General features: G+C 35.8%; 13 protein-coding genes. 1 reads left to right on the forward strand and 12 read right to left on the reverse strand.

The genetic code is table 11. The features are described 5' to 3' along the window. Window positions 1-17 precede the first annotated feature (17 nt). On the reverse strand, window positions 18-1,598 hold the full coding sequence (locus HRI96_RS05810) for a hypothetical protein (RefSeq protein WP_210118556.1): 1,581 nt from the start codon (window positions 1,596-1,598) through the stop codon (window positions 18-20). After that, window positions 1,598-3,016, reverse strand: a complete 1,419-nt coding sequence (wbaP, locus tag HRI96_RS05815) for an undecaprenyl-phosphate galactose phosphotransferase WbaP (protein ID WP_210118557.1) — start codon at window positions 3,014-3,016, stop codon at window positions 1,598-1,600. The genes HRI96_RS05810 and wbaP overlap by 1 nt, the downstream gene beginning before the upstream one ends. A gap of 368 nt (window positions 3,017-3,384) precedes the next feature. Between wbaP and HRI96_RS05820 the strand changes: the two genes are divergently transcribed. Continuing rightward, window positions 3,385-4,263 (forward strand): Rpn family recombination-promoting nuclease/putative transposase, encoded by an 879-nt coding sequence (locus HRI96_RS05820; protein ID WP_210118558.1) that lies wholly within the window; start codon window positions 3,385-3,387, stop codon window positions 4,261-4,263. Window positions 4,264-4,353: 90 nt separating this feature from the next. Here HRI96_RS05820 and HRI96_RS05825 read toward each other — a convergent pair whose 3' ends face one another. From HRI96_RS05825 to HRI96_RS05870, 10 genes are all read right to left on the reverse strand, one after another. After that, the gene (locus HRI96_RS05825; RefSeq protein ID WP_210118559.1) at window positions 4,354-5,463 is read right to left on the reverse strand and encodes a glycosyltransferase family 4 protein; all 1,110 of its coding nucleotides are present in this window, start codon (window positions 5,461-5,463) and stop codon (window positions 4,354-4,356) included. Beyond that, the gene (locus tag HRI96_RS05830; protein ID WP_210118560.1) at window positions 5,460-6,596 is read right to left on the reverse strand and encodes a glycosyltransferase; all 1,137 of its coding nucleotides are present in this window, start codon (window positions 6,594-6,596) and stop codon (window positions 5,460-5,462) included. The genes HRI96_RS05825 and HRI96_RS05830 overlap by 4 nt, the downstream gene beginning before the upstream one ends. Window positions 6,597-6,772: 176 nt before the next feature. After that, window positions 6,773-8,005, reverse strand: coding sequence for a CDP-glycerol glycerophosphotransferase family protein (locus HRI96_RS05835; RefSeq protein WP_430741167.1), 1,233 nt, complete (start codon window positions 8,003-8,005; stop codon window positions 6,773-6,775). After that, the gene (locus HRI96_RS05840) at window positions 8,002-9,984 is read right to left on the reverse strand and encodes an aminotransferase class I/II-fold pyridoxal phosphate-dependent enzyme (protein WP_210118561.1); all 1,983 of its coding nucleotides are present in this window, start codon (window positions 9,982-9,984) and stop codon (window positions 8,002-8,004) included. Before HRI96_RS05840 ends, HRI96_RS05835 begins: the two co-directional genes overlap by 4 nt. A 20-nt stretch (window positions 9,985-10,004) precedes the next feature. Further along, entirely contained in the window at window positions 10,005-12,713 is a 2,709-nt protein-coding gene (yidC, locus tag HRI96_RS05845) for a membrane protein insertase YidC (protein ID WP_210118562.1), read from the reverse strand. An 83-nt stretch (window positions 12,714-12,796) separates the two neighbouring features. Next, window positions 12,797-13,855 carry a glycosyltransferase family 4 protein gene (locus HRI96_RS05850; protein ID WP_210118563.1) on the reverse strand — a complete coding sequence of 353 codons (1,059 nt, stop codon included), beginning with the start codon at window positions 13,853-13,855 and terminating at the stop codon, window positions 12,797-12,799. Between the two features lie 38 nt (window positions 13,856-13,893). Beyond that, window positions 13,894-15,642 carry a glucosyltransferase domain-containing protein gene (locus HRI96_RS05855; RefSeq protein WP_210118564.1) on the reverse strand — a complete coding sequence of 583 codons (1,749 nt, stop codon included), beginning with the start codon at window positions 15,640-15,642 and terminating at the stop codon, window positions 13,894-13,896. A gap of 82 nt (window positions 15,643-15,724) precedes the next feature. Further along, window positions 15,725-17,347, reverse strand: coding sequence for a glucosyltransferase domain-containing protein (locus HRI96_RS05860; RefSeq protein ID WP_210118565.1), 1,623 nt, complete (start codon window positions 17,345-17,347; stop codon window positions 15,725-15,727). Window positions 17,348-17,473: 126 nt separating this feature from the next. Next, the gene (locus tag HRI96_RS05865) at window positions 17,474-18,361 is read right to left on the reverse strand and encodes a ChbG/HpnK family deacetylase (RefSeq protein ID WP_210116481.1); all 888 of its coding nucleotides are present in this window, start codon (window positions 18,359-18,361) and stop codon (window positions 17,474-17,476) included. Further along, on the reverse strand, window positions 18,354-19,271 hold the full coding sequence (locus HRI96_RS05870; protein ID WP_210116482.1) for a glycosyltransferase family 2 protein: 918 nt from the start codon (window positions 19,269-19,271) through the stop codon (window positions 18,354-18,356). The genes HRI96_RS05865 and HRI96_RS05870 overlap by 8 nt, the downstream gene beginning before the upstream one ends. Window positions 19,272-19,287 lie beyond the last annotated feature (16 nt).

Consider the following 19,287-nt stretch of genomic DNA (forward strand, 5'->3'; position numbering starts at 1 on the left):
ACCGCGCCACTTGCCCGTCAATAGTGAAGGCCTACGCCTATTTCAATTTCGTATTTTGAAACTTCCTTTCGCCAATCCTTGTTTATGTAACTTGACGGAACTATAATCCGGCCGAGGTCGATTCCCGCGCTTGCACGCACGACAAGACTTCTCCATTTTTTTGGGAATACTAAAAATTCCAAACCGCCGGCATAGAATCCGTCCTTAAACCAAAGATGCGTGTTCGTGGCCTTGTTTCTGAGCAATGCGAAATCAAAGAAAGGCGCTATCTGCAATTCACAGTCGAATACGCGCAAGAAACGCAGATGCTTTGAATCGCTGAAGTTAAACGTAAATATATGAAACGGCATATCCATGTTTACTACGATGGCGCTGTCCGGACGCGTCGCATAGTGAGAGTCGATTTCAGGATCTCCGGTAGAATATTTTTGATCGTCCTTTATTCCTCTTAGCCTTCCGCCTATCTTTGTTGTGCTGTTTTTGCTGGCAAAGGCATATGCATCCATGTTCATTCCGAGATATTTAAAGGCTAAAAATATTTTGGCCTCGCCTGAAACGAACGGAACTATGTCGTAACGCTGGGTATTGTAACCGATATATTGGTCGAATTTTAGTGAAAGCCCGCGGCGGAAATTTCCGTACCAGTTCACGCGCTCCGTCGAAAGTCCGTGACCGATTTTGTAAAATGGACTTGACAGATCGTCGTTGTTTTTGTCGATTCCGTCAGTATCCCAGTTATATGTTGCGGATATCAAGGGCGTATAGTAGACCTTGCCCCAGTTGTCTATTTCATGCAAGGTTATGGGTATGGCAAATTCCGCATATTCGGTATAGTAAAACTCGTCGCCGTATTTTATATAATCAAAATCATGAGCTGTAGATTGTTTGAATGTCCAATCAAGAGAAAACTTGTCAAACGGCAGGCTTAAGACTATTCCCGTAGAGACATTCCATTCGGGCGTATCTTCGCCCACCGTAAACGACGCTGCCCACGAATTTATCCATTTCGCTTTGAACACTCCTGCAGGAAAGGGAATGGCGAAATCTGCGGAAAGTCCGAAAACATAGTCTTTGCCTCTGTCTTCGTCGTCGGTTTCAATGGCGAACGATATGTCGCCGGACAATTCTTCCATGGAGCCTAAAAAATTTGTGTCCTTTACTTTGAGTTTCAGATTTGTTCCGCTGTTGGAATTGTATTTGGGGTAGGGAACTACTAATAAATGGTGGGAATCCACCGTAGTAACCGTTATGTGCACCAAATAAAGACCTTCTTGTTCAGGCCGAGAGTTCAGTGTCCCAGTATCGCCGCTCTCTTTATCGTTCTGCGGAGTTTTGTCCGGCGCCGTAATAGTAAAATCCAGCGTTGCAGATTCGAAAATCCGTTCGTTGTAAAACCTTTGCTGCAAATCGCGAAAATAATTCATAAATTCCTGTTCGGAAGTGAAAACGCGTTTTTTATCTATTTTTATATTCTCTTCGATGGAATATTTCCATGTTGCTCCTGTGATATTGTATGTTACCGTTTCGATTTTATACTGCTGTGCAAAAACGACCGAAAAAGTCAGCAAGGCCAAAAAAACAAGGAATTTACGTTTCATCAATAAGCACCTTTACCTTTGAGCACTACCCAAATGGTTTTTATAATTATCCAGATGTCAAGCCATACCGACCAGTTTTGTATATAGTATGTGTCGAGCGTTATGCGCTCTTCATAGCCTGTGTCGGATCTTCCCGAAATTTGCCACATACCGGAAAGGCCGGGTTTTACCGAGAGAATAAAGTCTGAAAATTTTCCGTATTTATCGAGTTCGGATTCCGTTACGGGACGCGGGCCTACAAAGCTCATTTCCCCGAATAAGATATTCCACAATTGAGGAATTTCATCAAGGCTTGACCGTCTTAAAAATTTACCCAGCTTAGTCACACGCGGATCGTTTGTGAATTTTCTGTCTTTTTCCCATTCAAGGCGCATTTCAGGACTTTCGGCCAGAATCTTATCAAGCATCTTGTCGGCGTTAACAACCATCGAACGGAATTTCCAGCACTTGATTTCCTTTCCGTCTTTTCCGACTCTCTTGTGCCCGTAAAAAACAGGCCCCTTGGATGTAAATTTCACCGCCAGGCCTATGATCAGCGTAAGCGGGATCACAAGAGGCGACGACACTATCAGCAAAAAAATGTCTATGGCGCGTTTGGCGAGCAGGCATTCGGGTTTTGTCAGATTATGTGTAATCGAAAAACCCAAAATGCCGCCGAGTTCTCGTGCGTGCATATTTCCAATGATGGGTTGGACTTTGGGAAGATATATGGTGTAACGGTAGTTTGTCCTTATGTCGGGCGTTTCATCGGTATAATCGCACAGTATGGCTACTTTTATTCCGAGTTCCCGGATCATCTGCTTTACTTCATCGGAATTTGAAAAGATAGGGACGCCTTTAAAATTCTGTCCTTGCCTTGCTTCACTGTTTATTATTACAGCCGGTTTATAGCCGAAATTTGGACATTTTAAAAGCCTGGATACCACAAAATCGCCGCTGTCTCCGGAAGCGTAAATCACGGCGGGAACTCCCCACCAAGATCTCTTTGCAAACATGTGCCGCGACAGTTCGCGCATGGCGGGAAGTAAAAAAGCCGCCACGGGAGCCGCCAAGATTAACGCTATGATGATTGCGGTTCTTTCGTCGGATTCTACCGAAATCGACACGGCAATGCCTATAAAGCTGAAAGTAGAGCATATGGCAAGATGACGCACTTCGTCGGCAGGATTGAGCATTATGCCCGGATACAGGTTTGCAAAATAAAAGACGATAAGTATGAACGGAAGATAAATAGAATATGTGACGAACGAGCGGAAATTTATCAGGGAATGATTTACGGCGTTTATTATAAAAAACGTAGTGCATATGCAAAGCATGATCGTGATGCAGTCAACGATCATGAGCGCTATTCCTGAGGAAAATGAACTTGTCCGTCTGTATTTTTGATGAAAGATTGCTTTGTATTCGTCTGTTGTCATAAAATCCTATTGGGAACCTCTAAAAACTGCAGTTTTTAGAGGTAACTGCGGCTCATGAGCCGTTAAAACGCGATGCTGTAACTCTCGATAATACAGCGGGTTACAACTCGTCAAAATCTCGAAAAAAAAAATCGCTAAAGGCGAGTTTTTCAAAATGTCTTATTATTCTATTATACAAAAAAATAGATAAGTGTCTAGTTTTTTATAGACCGGGTGCAAATGTAAATGTATTCCGTACAAATCTCCGCAAGTGTGATATAATCATACAGTGTCTTCGTACGTCCGTGTGCACCCAGCAAATAGAATCGGATTCAAAAGATAGCGCGCCCTAGTAGTTCAGGAAGAAGAAAGGGATTAAGGGTAAGAATATGCCAAAACACAACCGCCGATACAAGGATTCGGTCTTTGTTGATCTTTTCAGCACCGACAAAGACGCTAAAGTTAGATTTTTATCTCTGTACAACGCTCTGCACGGCACACACCTCGACAGCTCAACCGAACTGAAGCCTCTCAAGCTCGAACAGGCAATGTACACGAAATTGTCTAATGATGTGTCGTGCCTGATTGACAACAAGATTATCGTTTTGGCTGAACACCAGTCTACAATCAATGAAAATATGCCTTTACGCTGTCTGCAATACGTAGCCCGCCTGTACGAGCAGATTCAAGACCCTAAAGCAAAGTACCACAGAACCCTGCAAAAGATTCCCACGCCTGAGTTCTACGTGTTTTACAACGGCACGGAAAATTATCCCGTAAACAAAACGCTGAAACTTTCCGACGCCTACATCGTAAAATCTGAACATGTTCCTCTGGAACTTGCGATAGAGGTGCTCAACATCAATACGGACAAGGCGAATAAAGTCCTAACGGCTTGCAGACCATTGGAAGAATACAGTATGTTTGTAGAAGCCGTGCGCCGCAATACTGCGCTCGACAAAGAACACGGTTTTGAAAACGCAATCAAAGAATGCATACAAAATGACATTTTAAGAGAATACCTGCAACGAAAATCACGGGAGGTTATGAATATGTTATTATCTGAATATGACTACGATACTGACATAGCGGTACAGAGAGAAGAAGCCGGCAAGATAGCATTTGCCGAAGGCGAAGAAAAAGGCTTCTCCGAAGGCTCGCACCAAGCAAAACTTGAAACGGCAAAGGCGATGAAAACCGAAGGATTTGCTTCCGACTTGATTGCAAAAATTACCGGTTTGGATGAAGAAACCGTAAAAGCCCTATAACCGCCGACGCACATAACCGGCGCTCAGTATTTGTACCCGGCAAAGCCTCGTCCCTACAGAAAACCGTTTGCGGATTTTGAGCGCAGCGACTTATAAGTTTTTGCAGATCGTGTTTAAGATTATATCGGCGGTATCTTTATATGAATATATGTTTTCAGGGAGCTTTGGAACTTCGTCGTTTAAGTGAAGAACGATCTGTTTTGAAAGATCTTCTGCGTCCCCGCATTTAAAAAATATCACGGGAAAATCTTTATATATTTCTTTAAACACGGGAATATCCGAAATTACGGCGTTCGTCCCGCAGCACAGGGCTTCAAGCGGCGGAATACCGAATCCTTCGTAAAAAGAAGGCTGAACGAGCAGTTTAGCTTTCTTATACTGTTTTTTTAACTTTGAATTATTGATTTTTCCGGTAAACGTGACCGAACCGTCGGTAATATCCTGAAATCTTTCGATGATTTCTTTATCGCCGGTTCTGAAATTCTCCGCGTTTCCCACGATCACCAGATTCAAATCCTTTATTTGCTTTTTCGCCTGTGAATATGCTTCGAGCAAAATCGAAAGGCCCTTGTGTTTTTTTATATTGCCCACAAATAAGATCGTATTTTCGTCTTTGAGGGACTTCGACGTTTGATTTTGATTTTCGGTCTGTTTTTGATCCTCTTCCGGCAGCTCGTGCGCATCTTCATCGTCTTTTAAAACCCACGAAGGAAGACCGTTATAACCGACTATTATGTTTTTTTTGCAATGCAATCGGTATAAGATTCTGTCTTTTGAAAATTCCGATACGGTAAAAACAGCTTTTGACAGCCTTATCGCGCGCTTGTAGATAAATTTGCGCATAAGATTTCCAAGAGGAGAAGAAAGGCCTTTTACGTCCAAAAAAACCACGTCGTGAATGGTGGAATAGATCGGAATTTTTATTCCCGAAGGAATATTGCAGTACGGCGTATAGTAGGCGTCGCACGAATTTATTTTGTCAAGGACATCTTTAGGAAATGAAAAGAATTCCGCAAAGGAAAACGGCCTTACGTCGCAAAAACAGAATTCTACGTTCTGTTTACGCAAAAATGCCGTGCATTGCTCGTGAGTTCCCAAAAGCAGGCATTGGTCTTTTTTAAGAAAATAAGGAATAAGTTCGCTCACATAAGTGCCGATTCCACCGGAATCGATCATACGGCAATCTATTGCAAGCCTCATTTAAAAACTCCGTTTTTGCATTCGCCTGCCGGATAAAATTCCGATAGAATTTCATTTAAAGTCTGTTCCATCTGTTTTCTAAAGCGCTCTTCGGAAAACGACGCCGCATGTTCGTAAACGGATTTTTGATCGTAAAACGCGCCCAGTTTTTCAAAGCGCTCTATTGCGTCGGCAAGGCTTTTTTCTTCTTGCCTGTCGAAAAAGATTCCGGTTTTTCCGTCTATCACGGTTTCAAGCGCGCCGCCCTTGCCGTACGCGATTACCGGACGTCCGCAGGCCTGCGCTTCAACGGGAATTATCCCGAAGTCTTCTTCCGCACAAAAGATGAGCGCCTTGCACCTTTGCAGATAATTTTTAACTTCTTCGTCGCTTATCCTGCCGGTAAATATTATGTCTGAGTTTCCGTTTGCCAGTGTTTTAAGACTTTTTTCGCCGCTTCCGCTTCCTATGACGACAAGTTTTCGCTTAAGGCGTATACATGCGGATATAGCAAGATCTACGCGCTTATACGGAACGAAGCGCGAAAAAACTACGTAAAAATCTTCGCTTTCTTTGTAATTAGGCGACAGCCGCTGCGTGTCTACCGGAGGATAGATTACTTTAGCGTCTCGTCCCCAAAATTTTTTTATTCTTCGCGCTATATAATTTGAATTTGCAATTACGCTGTCTATTCTTTGAGCGGAAATAAAATCCCACATGCGGATATCGGGCATCCATCTGTCCATAAAAAAACGCGTGACGCGGCCGCTTCGCTTTTTGTAATCGAAAAACAAATCCCAGGCATAGCGCATGGGAGTGTGCACGTAAGCCACGTGAGGAACCGAAGGATGCGTTATCACTCCTTTGGCACAAGAAGAAGAACTGCACAAGACTAGGTCATAGGATGAAAGATCGAACGATTCGAATGCCTTGGGCATGAGAGAAAGGAGTTTCGTATAAATCTTTGTCGCCATAGGAAATTTCTGTATAAAAGACGTATGAACTTTTTCAGGAGGAAAAATCTTTGCCATCTTTTTTTTGTCATAAACAAGGGTGTAGATGTCCGCTTGTGGATAGATTTTCAAGAATTGTTGAACAACTCTTTCTGCTCCTCCAAAATTTACTAACCAATCATGAACAATCGCTACTTTCATGTTTTTATTTCCTTGATTTTTTGTACGATTAAAAAAGTATTTTCTAACTTTTTGAATAGAAGTTTTTGTAACACAAACTTACTATTTTTTTCATCAAAAAAATTATAAGTAATTTATCAAAAAAAATCCTACACAGTTTTTTTTACTATGCAGGATTTTCTTTAAGAATTTTAACATCAAGTGTTTGCTTCTTCCATCGTTTTTATCATAAAATCTGCGGTTCTTTTTCCCGCTTCTCCTATGAACATCCACGCTTGCTCTTTTGCTTTTTTTCTCTCTTCTGAAAGTTTTGGAGAATCACTTGCGTTTTGAATAATCTCTTTTATGTTGGCAAAGTCTTTTTCCTCAACTTTTATTCCAATCTTTTTTACAGTTTCAAATTGCCAAATTTCATGGTCAATGTCGTAAGCATCGTAGGGAGCAAGATCCATTTCTGCATTAGCATACATCACAGGCTTATCGCAGAGAAAAGTGTAGTCCCATATTATTCCAGAAAAATCTGTAATCATTATATCTGCTTTTTTTAATGAATAAAAATTATCCGAATTTGAGTCCCATTCAACATTTGGAGTATCCTTGTAGCATTCTTGCAACTCTTTTAACATCTCTTTTTCTGAGATTTTGCTTTGTGGGTGAGGGCGAATTATTATATTCCATCCTGTGTTTACTAAAGGTTCTAGTAATTTCTTTCCGTATTTAGAAAGCAGAGCGCTTTTTCCCCAACTTGGCGAAACCAAAACCGTAAATTTGTGATTTTCATCGTTCGGAAGTTTTTCAATTTTTTGTTTAAAAACATCAAGATAAGTACAGCCTACTGTCAATAGAGTTTTTGCTGGTAGATTTCTTTGTTTTTCCATCTCTCGAATGTCATTAAACTGATAGTCGCCAGTACAAAGGATAGAATCAAAATAGTCAATTCCAAAAAGGCGGTACATTGTAGGGTCTCCAGGTGAATGAAAGATGTGGGAATAGTGTTTTACGTTCTTGCTTCTTTTTAATTGATAAACTTGAAGACCCGGCGTACTCATCAAAACAAAACCTGCGCTCAACATATTGAGTTTTGCAAACGCTTTGTTTCCTTCTCCAATCACTTCTGGATGAACATATTCATATTTTTCTGCAAATACAGGATCGCTTTCTGTTGCAACGTAATAAGTTATATCTATCTTTCGATTTTCAAAATCGTCGAGAATAGGCTTAAAAACGTTCCAATAGCGTTTGTCTTCGGAATAAATGACATATTTTTTGTACGCTTTGTCATTTTTTTGTGCTTTTCCGCCTGTGATAAAAATTTTTAGTTTTATCCAAAACGCTTTAAAAAGGAAATAAAGAGTTGCACAGGCCCCGATTAAAATTGAAAAAAGCATTGAACCTGTGCCTGGATCTATGTAAAGAAAATTATAAATCATTTTTCATCCCTGTTTTTGAAAAAATTTTTTATCAATCCCAAAACTTTATTCATTTCTTCTTCTGGCGCAACAGTAATACGCATTGCAAGATGACTTCCTTCGGTCCAAAGGCGAGTAAGATAGCCGTTTTCCTGAAGATTATCTTTTAATGATTGAACATCTATGCTTTCATTAAAGCGGATCCAAATGAAGTTTGCAGCAGATTTATAGGCTTTTACACCTTTTATCTTGTTTACTTCAGAAATAAAATCGTCTTTAATTTTGATGATTCTTTTTGTAAGGTCGTTGTAATACTTTTTATCTTGTAGTGCTGCAATACAAACCTTGCGTCCAATATTCGACACACGGAATGGATTTAAATCGAGTTTAAATACCTGTTTTGCCATTGGTGTGCAAAGTCCGTATCCCATGCGAAGTCCTGCAAGTCCATACAATTTAGAGAATGTTCTGCAGAATACAACATTGTTGTACGAATTTAAAAAATATTTTACATCGTAGGTTACGGTTGAAAGACCTAAATATGCTTCATCGACGATTATAAGCGAAGTGGGGTTGTTTTTTATAACTTTTTCAAGGTCGCTTCGACTTATCACCGCTCCAGTTGGATTATGTGGAGTCGTTATTATGATTATGCGTGGATTTGTCTTTTTTGCTGTATCCAAGAGATTTTTAGTGTCAAACTCATAAGAGTCTTTGCCTTCGACTACATTATAATATGCAGCTTTTGCATGGCGAAGTTCACAGACAGATTTGTAGTAGTTCCAAGCTGGATTTGAAATCAAAACTGTGTCGTCTTTGTTTAAAACTATCGTCATTATAGTCTTTATTACGTCAGAAGAACCTGAATGTATGAATATGGATTCTGTTCCCAGCTCTGTTAATTTGCTCACTTCAACTGCAAGGTCATCTTCTCGAGTTAAATCGTAAAGATATAAGTCTTCCATTGTTGCATTGTGCAATACTTCAAGACATTTTGGGCTTGGGCCAAAGAGATTTTCGTTTACGTGCATGCGACCTGTCAACTGCTCTGTTGCAACAACCGAATACTGTTTTGTGTCTGAATAATTTGAAAGATAAGAAATTCTCTGTGTCGAATTTATGAGTTCTTCTTCTTGAAAAAATTGGTCGATAAAATCCTTAAAATTTGGATAGAATCGAAGTATATCTTCTGTCGTGTCAAATTCTTTACATTCTGCATCGTCATAGCGTTTAATTTTCATCAAAAGTTCTTTTATGTGCTTTATCTGAAAATCATCCCAAAGCATGTATTTCATCTCTGGGTCGTAGTATTCTTTTACCATTAAATCTACAAATTTTGCAGAAAATGATTTTGAAAAGAATGCTTCTCCAATCGTATACCACGCTTTTTCCCCACCTTTTTTTACTTCTGTCATGTAGCCACGGTCATCAAGAGCTTTTACACAATATTCATTGCAAAACTCATCTGAATAAAGACAAGCATAATATGAATCGTAAACATAATCTCTAAAAACGTTGTGTGCAAACCAGTTATCAGAACAGCAGATGTATGATGATTTTATGTAATCTTTTGCTGCATATAGGGAAGAGATGTTATTTTTTTCTTCCCATTCGTTATTGTCAATCAATATGAGTTCTGGATATTTTTTTGCCATTTCATAATAGCGCTCTTTTAAATATCCAACGACAAGCACAATCTGTTTTATTCCAGCATCGTGGAGTTGTTTTATCTGGCGCTCAACCATCGTGTCGCCTTTTATTTCAAAAAGACCTTTGGGAAGATAGTTTGAAAGTGGCATACATCTTCTGCTTCTTCCAGCTGCCATGATAATTGCATTGTCAACTTTGTAAGGAGATAAAGCTTCCATGCCTTTGTCTGTTATCACGTTATTTTTTATATATCCTGCTTTTTCGCAAGATAAAACTGTATCTTTTGAGAAAGCTGAAGTGTCTTCTTTTCTGCGTAATGCCATAACATAGTTAAATTCGTTCTCTGTCATCTTTAAAAATCTCCATAAGTTTATTTTTGGTAAGGCTGCCAATTTTCATCTTTAAATATATCGTCTTTAACTCTATACCAAGAATCCTTATTTACAGTAAAAATATATTTGCTTCTGGTGTGATGAGGCATAAACATATCATCTGTTGTAACAATGATACCATCTTTTTTTGCTTCAGATGTTATTTTTTTGTTGGTAAAAGGATTTACTGGATTTTCTACGACATCTTTTAAAAGAAACTCAATTGTATCGGCATTCGCCATAAACGACATATCAATTTTTAACTTTCCACTAGAATTAAAATCTTTTACTAAAAAAAGTGGATTTAAGTGATCTTTTGGATATCCGCCTACATCTGGAACGTCATAGTCTTTTGTACGCCTTGCTCCATATCCAATTCCGTGATCTGCAACTATTACAATCTTTGTGTTATTGTAGACACCGTTCTCTTTTAGCATAGAAAACCATCTTCCCAACGCTTCAAGAGAAACAACATCTATGGCATAACAATTGTCATCTTTTGTTTTTATAGAAAGAGTTTTTTCATCAGTTAAGTTCATATACGAAATGTCTTGCCCTGTATGAGTTGTTTCATTCGTCATGATGATTAAATTATCTTTTTCGTTTGAAAAATCTGTAATCTGTGGCAGGTAATGAAGAATCGCATACCAATCCACGAACAAATCTACATCGTTTGTTTCTGCATTTGCCCACCATGAGCCTTTATAATATACAACAGGTCTAACAATTGCAGGCGAAATTCTAAATAGACTCACCCAAAAAAGATTTCGTTTTAATCCGTCGGAAAGCAATCCTGTTTTTGCAGAACCTAAAAACTGTTTTTTAAAATCTCCTGTATATCTTCCACATAATTTATAGCCTTGGATATTTTCTTTTCCTTCAAATATTCTCATATCGGAATCGTAACTATAATTTGACCAGGATAAATCTGTTAGAGTTGCATTGAAATTTGCTTGTTTTGTCAGAATCGTTGGCAATACTTGCAGCGCTTCGTTGTGTTTTTCTTTTAATGGTACATCTGAGCGTTTATTCATCTCATACGGTGTATATTCATAACCTCCGTAGATTGAAGGAGCACCCATCAAAGTGTGTCCATTGCACGATAAAGCATTTCTATAGAAAGTAAATCCGCTGTAAATATCATACAATTCTGGTCTGTCATGCAGAATATCTTCAAAATAAGAACTTTCCGCCCTGTCTAGCATTACAAGTACGATATTTTTGCCGGTTTTAGAAAAATGAAATTTCGCTGATAAATCGCTTTTTGCTTCCGCATTTTTATTTTTTGAAGCGACTATTTTAGAATATTCGGCATAAGCCTTCTTAATTTTTGCGATGTTTATTGTTGAAAGTGCAACAAAAGAAAAGAGTGCAATCAAAATCAAAGAATTTACAATTTTTATTTTTTTAAATTTAAATAAACCAATGATTATCACAGCAGTTAAAAGGATACCTGCTGTATTTGCAATCATAAATAGTTTTGATTGGTTATTCATTCCACCTATAAATTTTAAGGTTATGTCCATTGAGCCATAATTTCCGTTAAAAGCAAAGGCGTTTAGAACCGCACAAGAAAGTGCAATCGCAAAAAAACAGGCTATAATCGACTGCAATTTTTTTCCAAAAAGAAAATAAATACAGCAAGGCCAAAATAATAAAAGCCCTGCTGCCTGCCAAAATGACCAGTTAAAATAAATCGAAGGCGAAGCCAAATTTCCTACATTTGAAAATTCTTGAGTTGAAGAAGAAATCAATGAAGAAGGTAAAACAAGACCTGCTAAAACCGTAAGCGAAAGACTTGAAAATAAAAACAGATTCAATCTCAATTTTTTGTTTTCTACAATGCCAGAAAGAGGGGAATTCAAAAACCAGTTTATAAGTTTTAAATACAAAGGAATTGGTAAAAGCATCAGCATAGGAATTACCGCTTTTAAACGCTTTTGCATGTTTGCTCCGCCGTCGTAAATAAAAAGAACATAAACGGCAATAGAGAGAATTCCTGCTATAGCACAATAATAAAGAACTTTTAAAGGATTTTTTAACTTGTAGAAGATATTTTTAACTAGAGAAAACACATTATTCATAGTCCAATAAAGGACTAATCCAGCAGGACTTGAATACAAGATTACGAGGAAAACCAATGCCATTGCATAAATTTGAATCTTCTCTTTTATAGGAAAGCCTTTTGTATAGATTGCACCAGCGATTATGTTTATAACAGTCATCGCTATAGGAAGTATATTTACTGGAAAGTTTCCAATATGAAAGATAGCATCTTGGCTTCCCATATTCGCGATGAATAAAAAAGATTTTCCTTGCAAGGCTGGCATCTTAGAAAGACAGGAATACGCTGCCATAAAAAAAGGAATCTGTATTAAAAGCCCAAAACTCGACCTCAAAGCCATAAGAGGATGATAGTGATTTTGACGGTAAAATGTGCTCAAAATCATATATTGCTCATCGCCAGAGAAGGTCTTTTTTATTCGGTCTATGCCAGGTTTTAATCTTTTTTGAACATCACGCTCAATTTGCTGCCAGTGTTCTGCAACTATATATAACGGAAGACACAATATGGTTACCGTAAAGCTTACACCGATAACAGCGATTCCCGTATTATCAAAAAGTTTGTCAAAAATGCGGAAAGCGATTCCAATTACTTGAACCAATGGATACAAAACAAGAGTATACAAAATATTTGAGAAAGACATATATGTTTAAATCTCCAGAAAATATTGACCGTTATAACACAATAATTTTTTTTGTTCAACATTGATAAAACCAGTATTTTATCTCAATGGTTACATTCCTTAAGTATCCCATACAATTTTTTAGCAGAGTTTTTATAAGTGTAATATTCTAAAATCGTTTCTGGAGAAGAAACTGGCTGTGCTAAAATCTCTTCCAGCGAAACTTCTGGATTGTTGGGGTCTATATAATGTGAGGTTTTTCCGTAAATTTCTGGCAGGCAAGAGGCTTTTGAAACTACAATTTGTGCACCAACGGAAAGCGCTTCGAGCGGCGGTATTCCAAAGCCTTCGTAATAACTTGGAAAGATAAACGCCTTGCATTTTTTCATCAGAGTTTTTACTTCTCCGTCCGAAACATAACCGAGTAGCACTACGTTTGGCAAAGTTTTTAAGTCGTTAATTTCGTTGCTCTGCATTCCAGAAACGATTTTTCCAGAAACAGCAAATAATTCGTCTGGATGATTTTTTGCATGTTTAGCAATCCACTTTAAATTTTTTCGTTTTTGAAGGCTTCCCAAGGTAAAATAGAATTCTTGTTCGTTTAATTTCGGGAATTTTTTGAGGACGGATTTATCTTCATCTATATTTTTAAAATGATCCCATCCGTTTGGAACTACAGAAATTTCATCTTTATCGACATTGTAAACTTCTGCAATTTGATTTTTGCTGAATTCGCTTACTGTCATAAGTTTTTTTGCGTGTTTTATGGCGTGTCTGTACATAAGGCACATATATGTTTTTATTAGTTTTTCTTTAAAAGAAGTAAAATCTTTAGGAAAAACTTTTGCGTAAATATCGTGAATAAAAACAAGCCCTGGAGTAAAAAACGGAGTTACATTTGCAAAATCAAGCGGAATAAAACCATTTTTTTTAAGAAAAACAGAAAAAGTGATATGATCCCAAATCGGAAAACTTTTGCAATTTTTTTTGGAATAAATGCATTTTATGTTTTTATATTCAACTTTTGTTTTTGCATTCTTTGGAATGTAGATTGCAATTTCATCTTTTAAGGCAAGCTCATCGAGATTTTTACATATTTCAAAAGCAAAGCGCTCTATGCCGGTTAAACTTCGGCACAGAAAAGAACCGTTAATCAGTATCATTTTTATTCCTAGGTTATTTTTTGATGGAAACAAACACATCATCCTTCTATGTTTCTTGTTCTTATAACTTTAAAATGAGGATTTTTAAATGTGATAAGGTACTTGTTGTTTTTCCCTTGAATTTTATTGTATTGATTATCAACCAAAACTGGTAAATCATCTTTTCTAAAATCGGTATTTGTTCCGGCCTTTAATTCGCAAAAATTGTAAGACTGTAATACGAATTCTGAAGGTCTATGAGGAGTTAAACCGATGTCAATTAATTCTTTTGCAACTGGATAAACTTCAATAAGATTTTGAACTGTCCTTGAATGACCTATATCTGATACAAATAAAAGTTCAACATCTTTGTCTGTATCTTCAATAACTTCAGAAAGGTCTTTCAATAAAAGCGTTGTCCTAAAATGTATATAGTCTTTTTGATCTGCTTGTGCATTTCCATATGCAAATGAAAAAGCAAACAAGCACCATGAAAGACAAAAAGTTAGTATTTTTGAAAGGTTTAAAAATTTATTTGAAGTTGAATTTTTATTAGATAATACTATTACAGATAGACAGCCAATAAAGACTCCAATTCCTATAAATGCTCTTGCTGAATATAGAGGTTTTTCTAAAGCAAGATACGAGCCAAAGGTAAAAGGTATCGCGATAATCAGTATGAGGACAGAAAGAAAACTTGAAAATAAGCGATTGATATTTGTATTAATAAAAGAGTGAACAATAAAAAGAACAAAAACTGCCATTGAAAAGTAGAGAATTGGAGTTCCAGCCAACTGCGATAAAAGATTTTTTATATAAGTTATTGTATTTGGAATAAGGCAAGAGATATTTATCGCTTCATCTGCGTAGACTTCGTAATCCGGTTTTGGAATGAAAATTTTTGAAAAAACAAAAAGCGTTAATCCATAGCACAATATGCATATAAGTGTTGTTTTTAGAATTTCCTGCACCGGCTTTTTATCTTGTGTCCACATCGTAAAAACACAAAGCATCGACATAAAAATATATATTCCAGAAGCGGATTGGTATGAAGTACACATAAAAAATAAACACAAAACAGAAGTCGTGATGAAAGTCGTTTTATCCTCAATAAATAAGAAAGGTACTATGCTGACTAAAACTGCAAAAGCCATGTAAGGAGAATCGTATCTGTAGGATAGATTTGAAAGAAAGTATGGAAACAATCCCACAGGCAAAGACGCTATACACGAAAAATAAGTGAATTTTTTATTGAATATGTGGATTATGAAGAATGAGGCTAGGGCAACAAAAAAAGATGCAATCACTTGGGTTAGAGGTGCTATATCAATCAATTGCTTTGATGTGTGAATGAATATAGAGCCGATTTCAGAAATATATCTGTACCAATTCATCCAGTCTCGTGAACCTTCGATTTGTCTTGCAAGGTCATCAATCGCCTTGTTCCAAAAATTTGCCCTAAATATTGTTATATAACCAAACAGATATAAAAGAAAAATTGTAAAAAGATACTTTTTATTATCTTTAATCAAATCTAATATTTTTTTGAATGATTCTATATTGTGTTCAAAGATTTTTCTGCCTTTTTGCGTAAATAAGACTGCATTTATAGCCAATATCGTAAATATTGTGCATATCGCAAACGCAAACATCTGTTTCATCCAAAAAGAATCGTGTATATCATCATGTTTTAGTTTTTCTACAAACAAAACCGCCAAATGCTGAATTTGAGGAAAAAGACAAGGAATAAGCGCTAATATTATGAGGCTAGAAAAAATTAAGGTGATGATTTTATTTTGTTTTTTCATATTTTCTCCAATTTTCGGTTGTTTAATTTTTCATAAATTAATTTTTAGGCTTGCTTTTAATATTATAATGAGTTCTCCAATACTATTTTTTTAGATTTACAACAAAGTGATTATCTTTTCCATATAAATCGTGATAATAAGATTCTTTTAATAAGGGGAGTTTTTCTTTTGAATTTTCCTGCTCCGAAACTAAATTGAATTTATATAGATATTTATCATTCCAAGATGAATTTGGCGAAGGTTGATTTTCTAAAAGCAGATTTATTATTGGGTATTGCTTTACGGCGACGTCTAATGCTTGGCAGTAATCTGTAGATTTTCCTTTGAACGATATGTAAACATCGCCTTCCTTTATATATTCATTCATATCGTTGATGATAAGCTGAAACCTAAAGTCAGAATACTCTTTTTGATGCGAAAGACAATTTCCATAAGCATATAAAAAGGTTATGCAACCGTATATTACAAAATGAGTTGGAATTGAAAATATATATTTATTCTTTACTGAAAGATTTGAACAGAGTATGTCTTCCACACAAAAATATAAAATTAAGGCGATAAACATGTTAAAACCCATAAAAACTCTCGGGGCGAGCAAAGTTTTTTTTAATATCATATATGGGCCAAGCGAAAGTATAAATGCAGTTGCAATAAACACAATGGAAACCGCTACAAAAATAAATTTATTTATTTTTGAGTTTTTTATTGAAAATACATAGTAGATTATTGCAGAACAAATTATAAATACCTTTAACCAAATACCGCCCACATTATTTGTAACTAGCAAAACATAATTTTTAATATTTTGGGGAATCACCTGTATTGAAATCGAAGTTGAAAAATAATTTTCTTCTGTCGCGGGTACAAAATATTTTGGATCAGAAGAACAATCGAATAGCAATTTATAGATTAGAAGAGCAATCGTAAACGAAATTACAGAACTAAGAATGAATTTTATCACTTCTTTTATGTTTTCATTTTTCTTTATTTTGTTCAAACTTATAAAGATTACAAGCATTATATAAACAGATGTTGCCGCTTGATAGCTCATGCATGAAAGCACTAAAAATACAATTGATAAATATATGAATGAGATTTTATCATCTTTAAATAAAAATGGTATTAAGGTAAAAAATACTGCAAGAGTCATGTATATGTTATCAAATCTGTAAGAAAAACATTGTGAAAAAAAAGGTGATATAAAAAGGAATGTCAGTGGAAATGATTTTGCAATTTTTATCTTATTATCTAAGATTAAGATTAAAATCATCAATGAAAAACTCATTATGAGTATTGAAAAGAATTGAGTTAGGGGTGCTACATCTACCAAAGGAAAAGATGTGTGAATAAAAACTGAAAAAAACTGGGACACATATCTGCCAAAGGAAATCCATGAGGTTTTGTCGTCACCAATCAGCCTTGCTTTGTCGTCTGCATAATAAAAGTCAGCATCTATAATTTTATAATAAGCGATAAAAAAGAAAACTGTAAAAAAAAGAATAAAGGCGATAAGATCTGATTTTTTTAACTTTGAAAAAATGTTGAAAAATATTTGCTTTATTTTTTCTGCAGTTTTAAGACCTAAGGTAAAAAAGTTATTAAAAATAAAAATTGCACAGGAAAAAACAGGTATGTGCAATATACCTTTTAAAATTCTTGACCATTTTTGGGGGTCTCGTAAATTTCTGCCAATAACCTTATCCATCGACTCTATTATAAGACTGCTTGTATAATTAAAGGATAAGGCAGCAAAAAATAGGAGAGTTATTACAGATAAAATAAATAGTACGATATTATTTTTTTTTATTTGAATAATGTTATCAGTCACAAATCAATTCCTTTTCATATTTTTACACATGGAATATTCAATATTTCGGTTTTTTGACAGATGAAATTCTACAAAACCTTCTTTTGTAAATTCTTGTGTGAGTTCTTCTTTTAGCATTGTGCCAGGATGAAATAAAAGTTCAAATTGGCGATTGTGTTTTTTTGCTTCGCCATTAAAAATTGGAAGTGCGTTTTCAATTCTTTCGTCCATTTTGCCGCTATAATAAACTCCACAAAGATAACTGTCCGGAAGATTATTTTTTTTTAGTATCTTAGAAAACCTTTTTGAGTAGTGGTTTAAAATCAAACACTTTAGAATATTGCTAAAATTTGTTTTTTCTGATTTTGATTTTTTATAGAAATTTATCGGGTCGTTTGTATTTCTTATATATTCTATTTTGTAATTTTTATCTTTTAGCGCGTCAAAAATCGCTTGTCTGAAAAGTGGTATCATGTGTGGATGTTGATGGCTATCTATTCTTAAACAATCAATATGAAAAACTTCCGCTTCTATGCATTTTTCTATTTGTGCAGATATTTCTCGTGCAAGTTGTTCTTTTATCTTTTTTCTTTTGAATAGGTTGTAGTTCCATATCAAAAGTTTCCCCCAGCTAACGCAGAAAAAACCTTTTTCATCAACCAAATCTCGAATCAGGTCGCAATCGGATACAGGTTTTCCTTCCATAAAATTTAAGTGAACAGAAATCTTTATTTTTTTAGGAAAATGTTTTTTTGCTTCGTTTAACTTTAAGACACTGCTTTCAAAAACTTGTAGGTTTGGAATAATACTTATGCTGTCGAGTTTTCCTTCCTTGCAAAGATTTATGATGTCATCGTCGGAATTCTGTGATAAAGCATAATCGTCTGCATGAAAATCTATAAGACTATTCAATTTTTTCACCTATTACATATTGAGGACGCATTTTTACTTCATCATAAATTTGGGCAATGTAAACTCCAATTATTCCCAGCGAAATAAGAATTGCACCAAATCCTAAAAGCAAGACAAGGATAATCGTAGGGAATCCTTGTGCAGCATTGCCTCTTATAAAACTTATTAACGCATCTATGCTTACGCCAATTGCAATAAAAATAAATATAAAACCAACAACTGCAATTATGTGTAAAGGTGCATAACTAAAGCATATAACATTGTTTATTGCATAGCGAGTTAGGGCTTTTGTAGACCATTTTGAAACTCCAGACATGCGTTCTTGAACTTCATAATAAACTGTGGTCTTTTTAAAACCAACCCAAAACGAAAGCGCTCTAAAAAAAGTATTGCGCTCTTTTAATGCTGCAAGTTGAGCGATGACTTTTTTGTCGAGAAGTTTGTAGTCGCTGGAGTTTTTCATGTCCATCTTTACTGCTTTGCTCATAAGTCCGTAAAAAATTTGACTAAAGGCTTTGTGCAAAATGCTTTCTTTACCTCTGGAAGTTTTTATTCCTTCAACAACTTCAAAACCTTCTTTCCACTTTTGAAACATTTCTTTGATGACGCAAGGAGGATGTTGCAAATCCGCATCCAAAATAACAGCACAATCACCTGTAACATTTCTAATGCCGGCAAAAAGAGCAGCTTCTTTGCCAAAATTTCTAGCAAATGAAACGCATTTTACTCGCTTATCATCGTTATGCAAATTTTTAATCTTTTCTAAAGTTTTATCTTTAGAGCCATCATCGATAAAAAGTAATTCAAAGTCAGCGTCTATATCTTTAAAAGTTTTCAATATTTCTTCATAAAAAGGTATGATATTCGATTCTTCATTATAACAAGGAACTATAAGAGATACTTTAGACATACAAAATCCTTATATA

It is taken from the genome of Treponema parvum, from assembly GCF_017893945.1.
Lineage (GTDB): Bacteria > Spirochaetota > Spirochaetia > Treponematales > Treponemataceae > Treponema_D > Treponema_D parvum_A.

What these genes read in the sequence shown, in the direction of transcription:
- HRI96_RS05820 (WP_210118558.1), top strand. Translation starts at nt 3,385, where the DNA reads ATGCCAAAACACAACCGCCGATACAAGGATTCGGTCTTTGTTGATCTT.
- HRI96_RS05835 (WP_430741167.1), bottom strand. Translation starts at nt 8,005, where the DNA reads ATGATTTATAATTTTCTTTACATAGATCCAGGCACAGGTTCAATGCTT.
- HRI96_RS05860 (WP_210118565.1), bottom strand. Translation starts at nt 17,347, where the DNA reads ATGGATAAGGTTATTGGCAGAAATTTACGAGACCCCCAAAAATGGTCA.
- yidC (WP_210118562.1), bottom strand. Translation starts at nt 12,713, where the DNA reads ATGTCTTTCTCAAATATTTTGTATACTCTTGTTTTGTATCCATTGGTT.
- HRI96_RS05850 (WP_210118563.1), bottom strand. Translation starts at nt 13,855, where the DNA reads ATGATACTGATTAACGGTTCTTTTCTGTGCCGAAGTTTAACCGGCATA.
- wbaP (WP_210118557.1), bottom strand. Translation starts at nt 3,016, where the DNA reads ATGACAACAGACGAATACAAAGCAATCTTTCATCAAAAATACAGACGG.
- HRI96_RS05825 (WP_210118559.1), bottom strand. Translation starts at nt 5,463, where the DNA reads ATGAGGCTTGCAATAGATTGCCGTATGATCGATTCCGGTGGAATCGGC.
- HRI96_RS05830 (WP_210118560.1), bottom strand. Translation starts at nt 6,596, where the DNA reads ATGAAAGTAGCGATTGTTCATGATTGGTTAGTAAATTTTGGAGGAGCA.
- HRI96_RS05870 (WP_210116482.1), bottom strand. Translation starts at nt 19,271, where the DNA reads ATGTCTAAAGTATCTCTTATAGTTCCTTGTTATAATGAAGAATCGAAT.
- HRI96_RS05810 (WP_210118556.1), bottom strand. Translation starts at nt 1,598, where the DNA reads ATGAAACGTAAATTCCTTGTTTTTTTGGCCTTGCTGACTTTTTCGGTC.
- HRI96_RS05840 (WP_210118561.1), bottom strand. Translation starts at nt 9,984, where the DNA reads ATGACAGAGAACGAATTTAACTATGTTATGGCATTACGCAGAAAAGAA.
- HRI96_RS05855 (WP_210118564.1), bottom strand. Translation starts at nt 15,642, where the DNA reads ATGAAAAAACAAAATAAAATCATCACCTTAATTTTTTCTAGCCTCATA.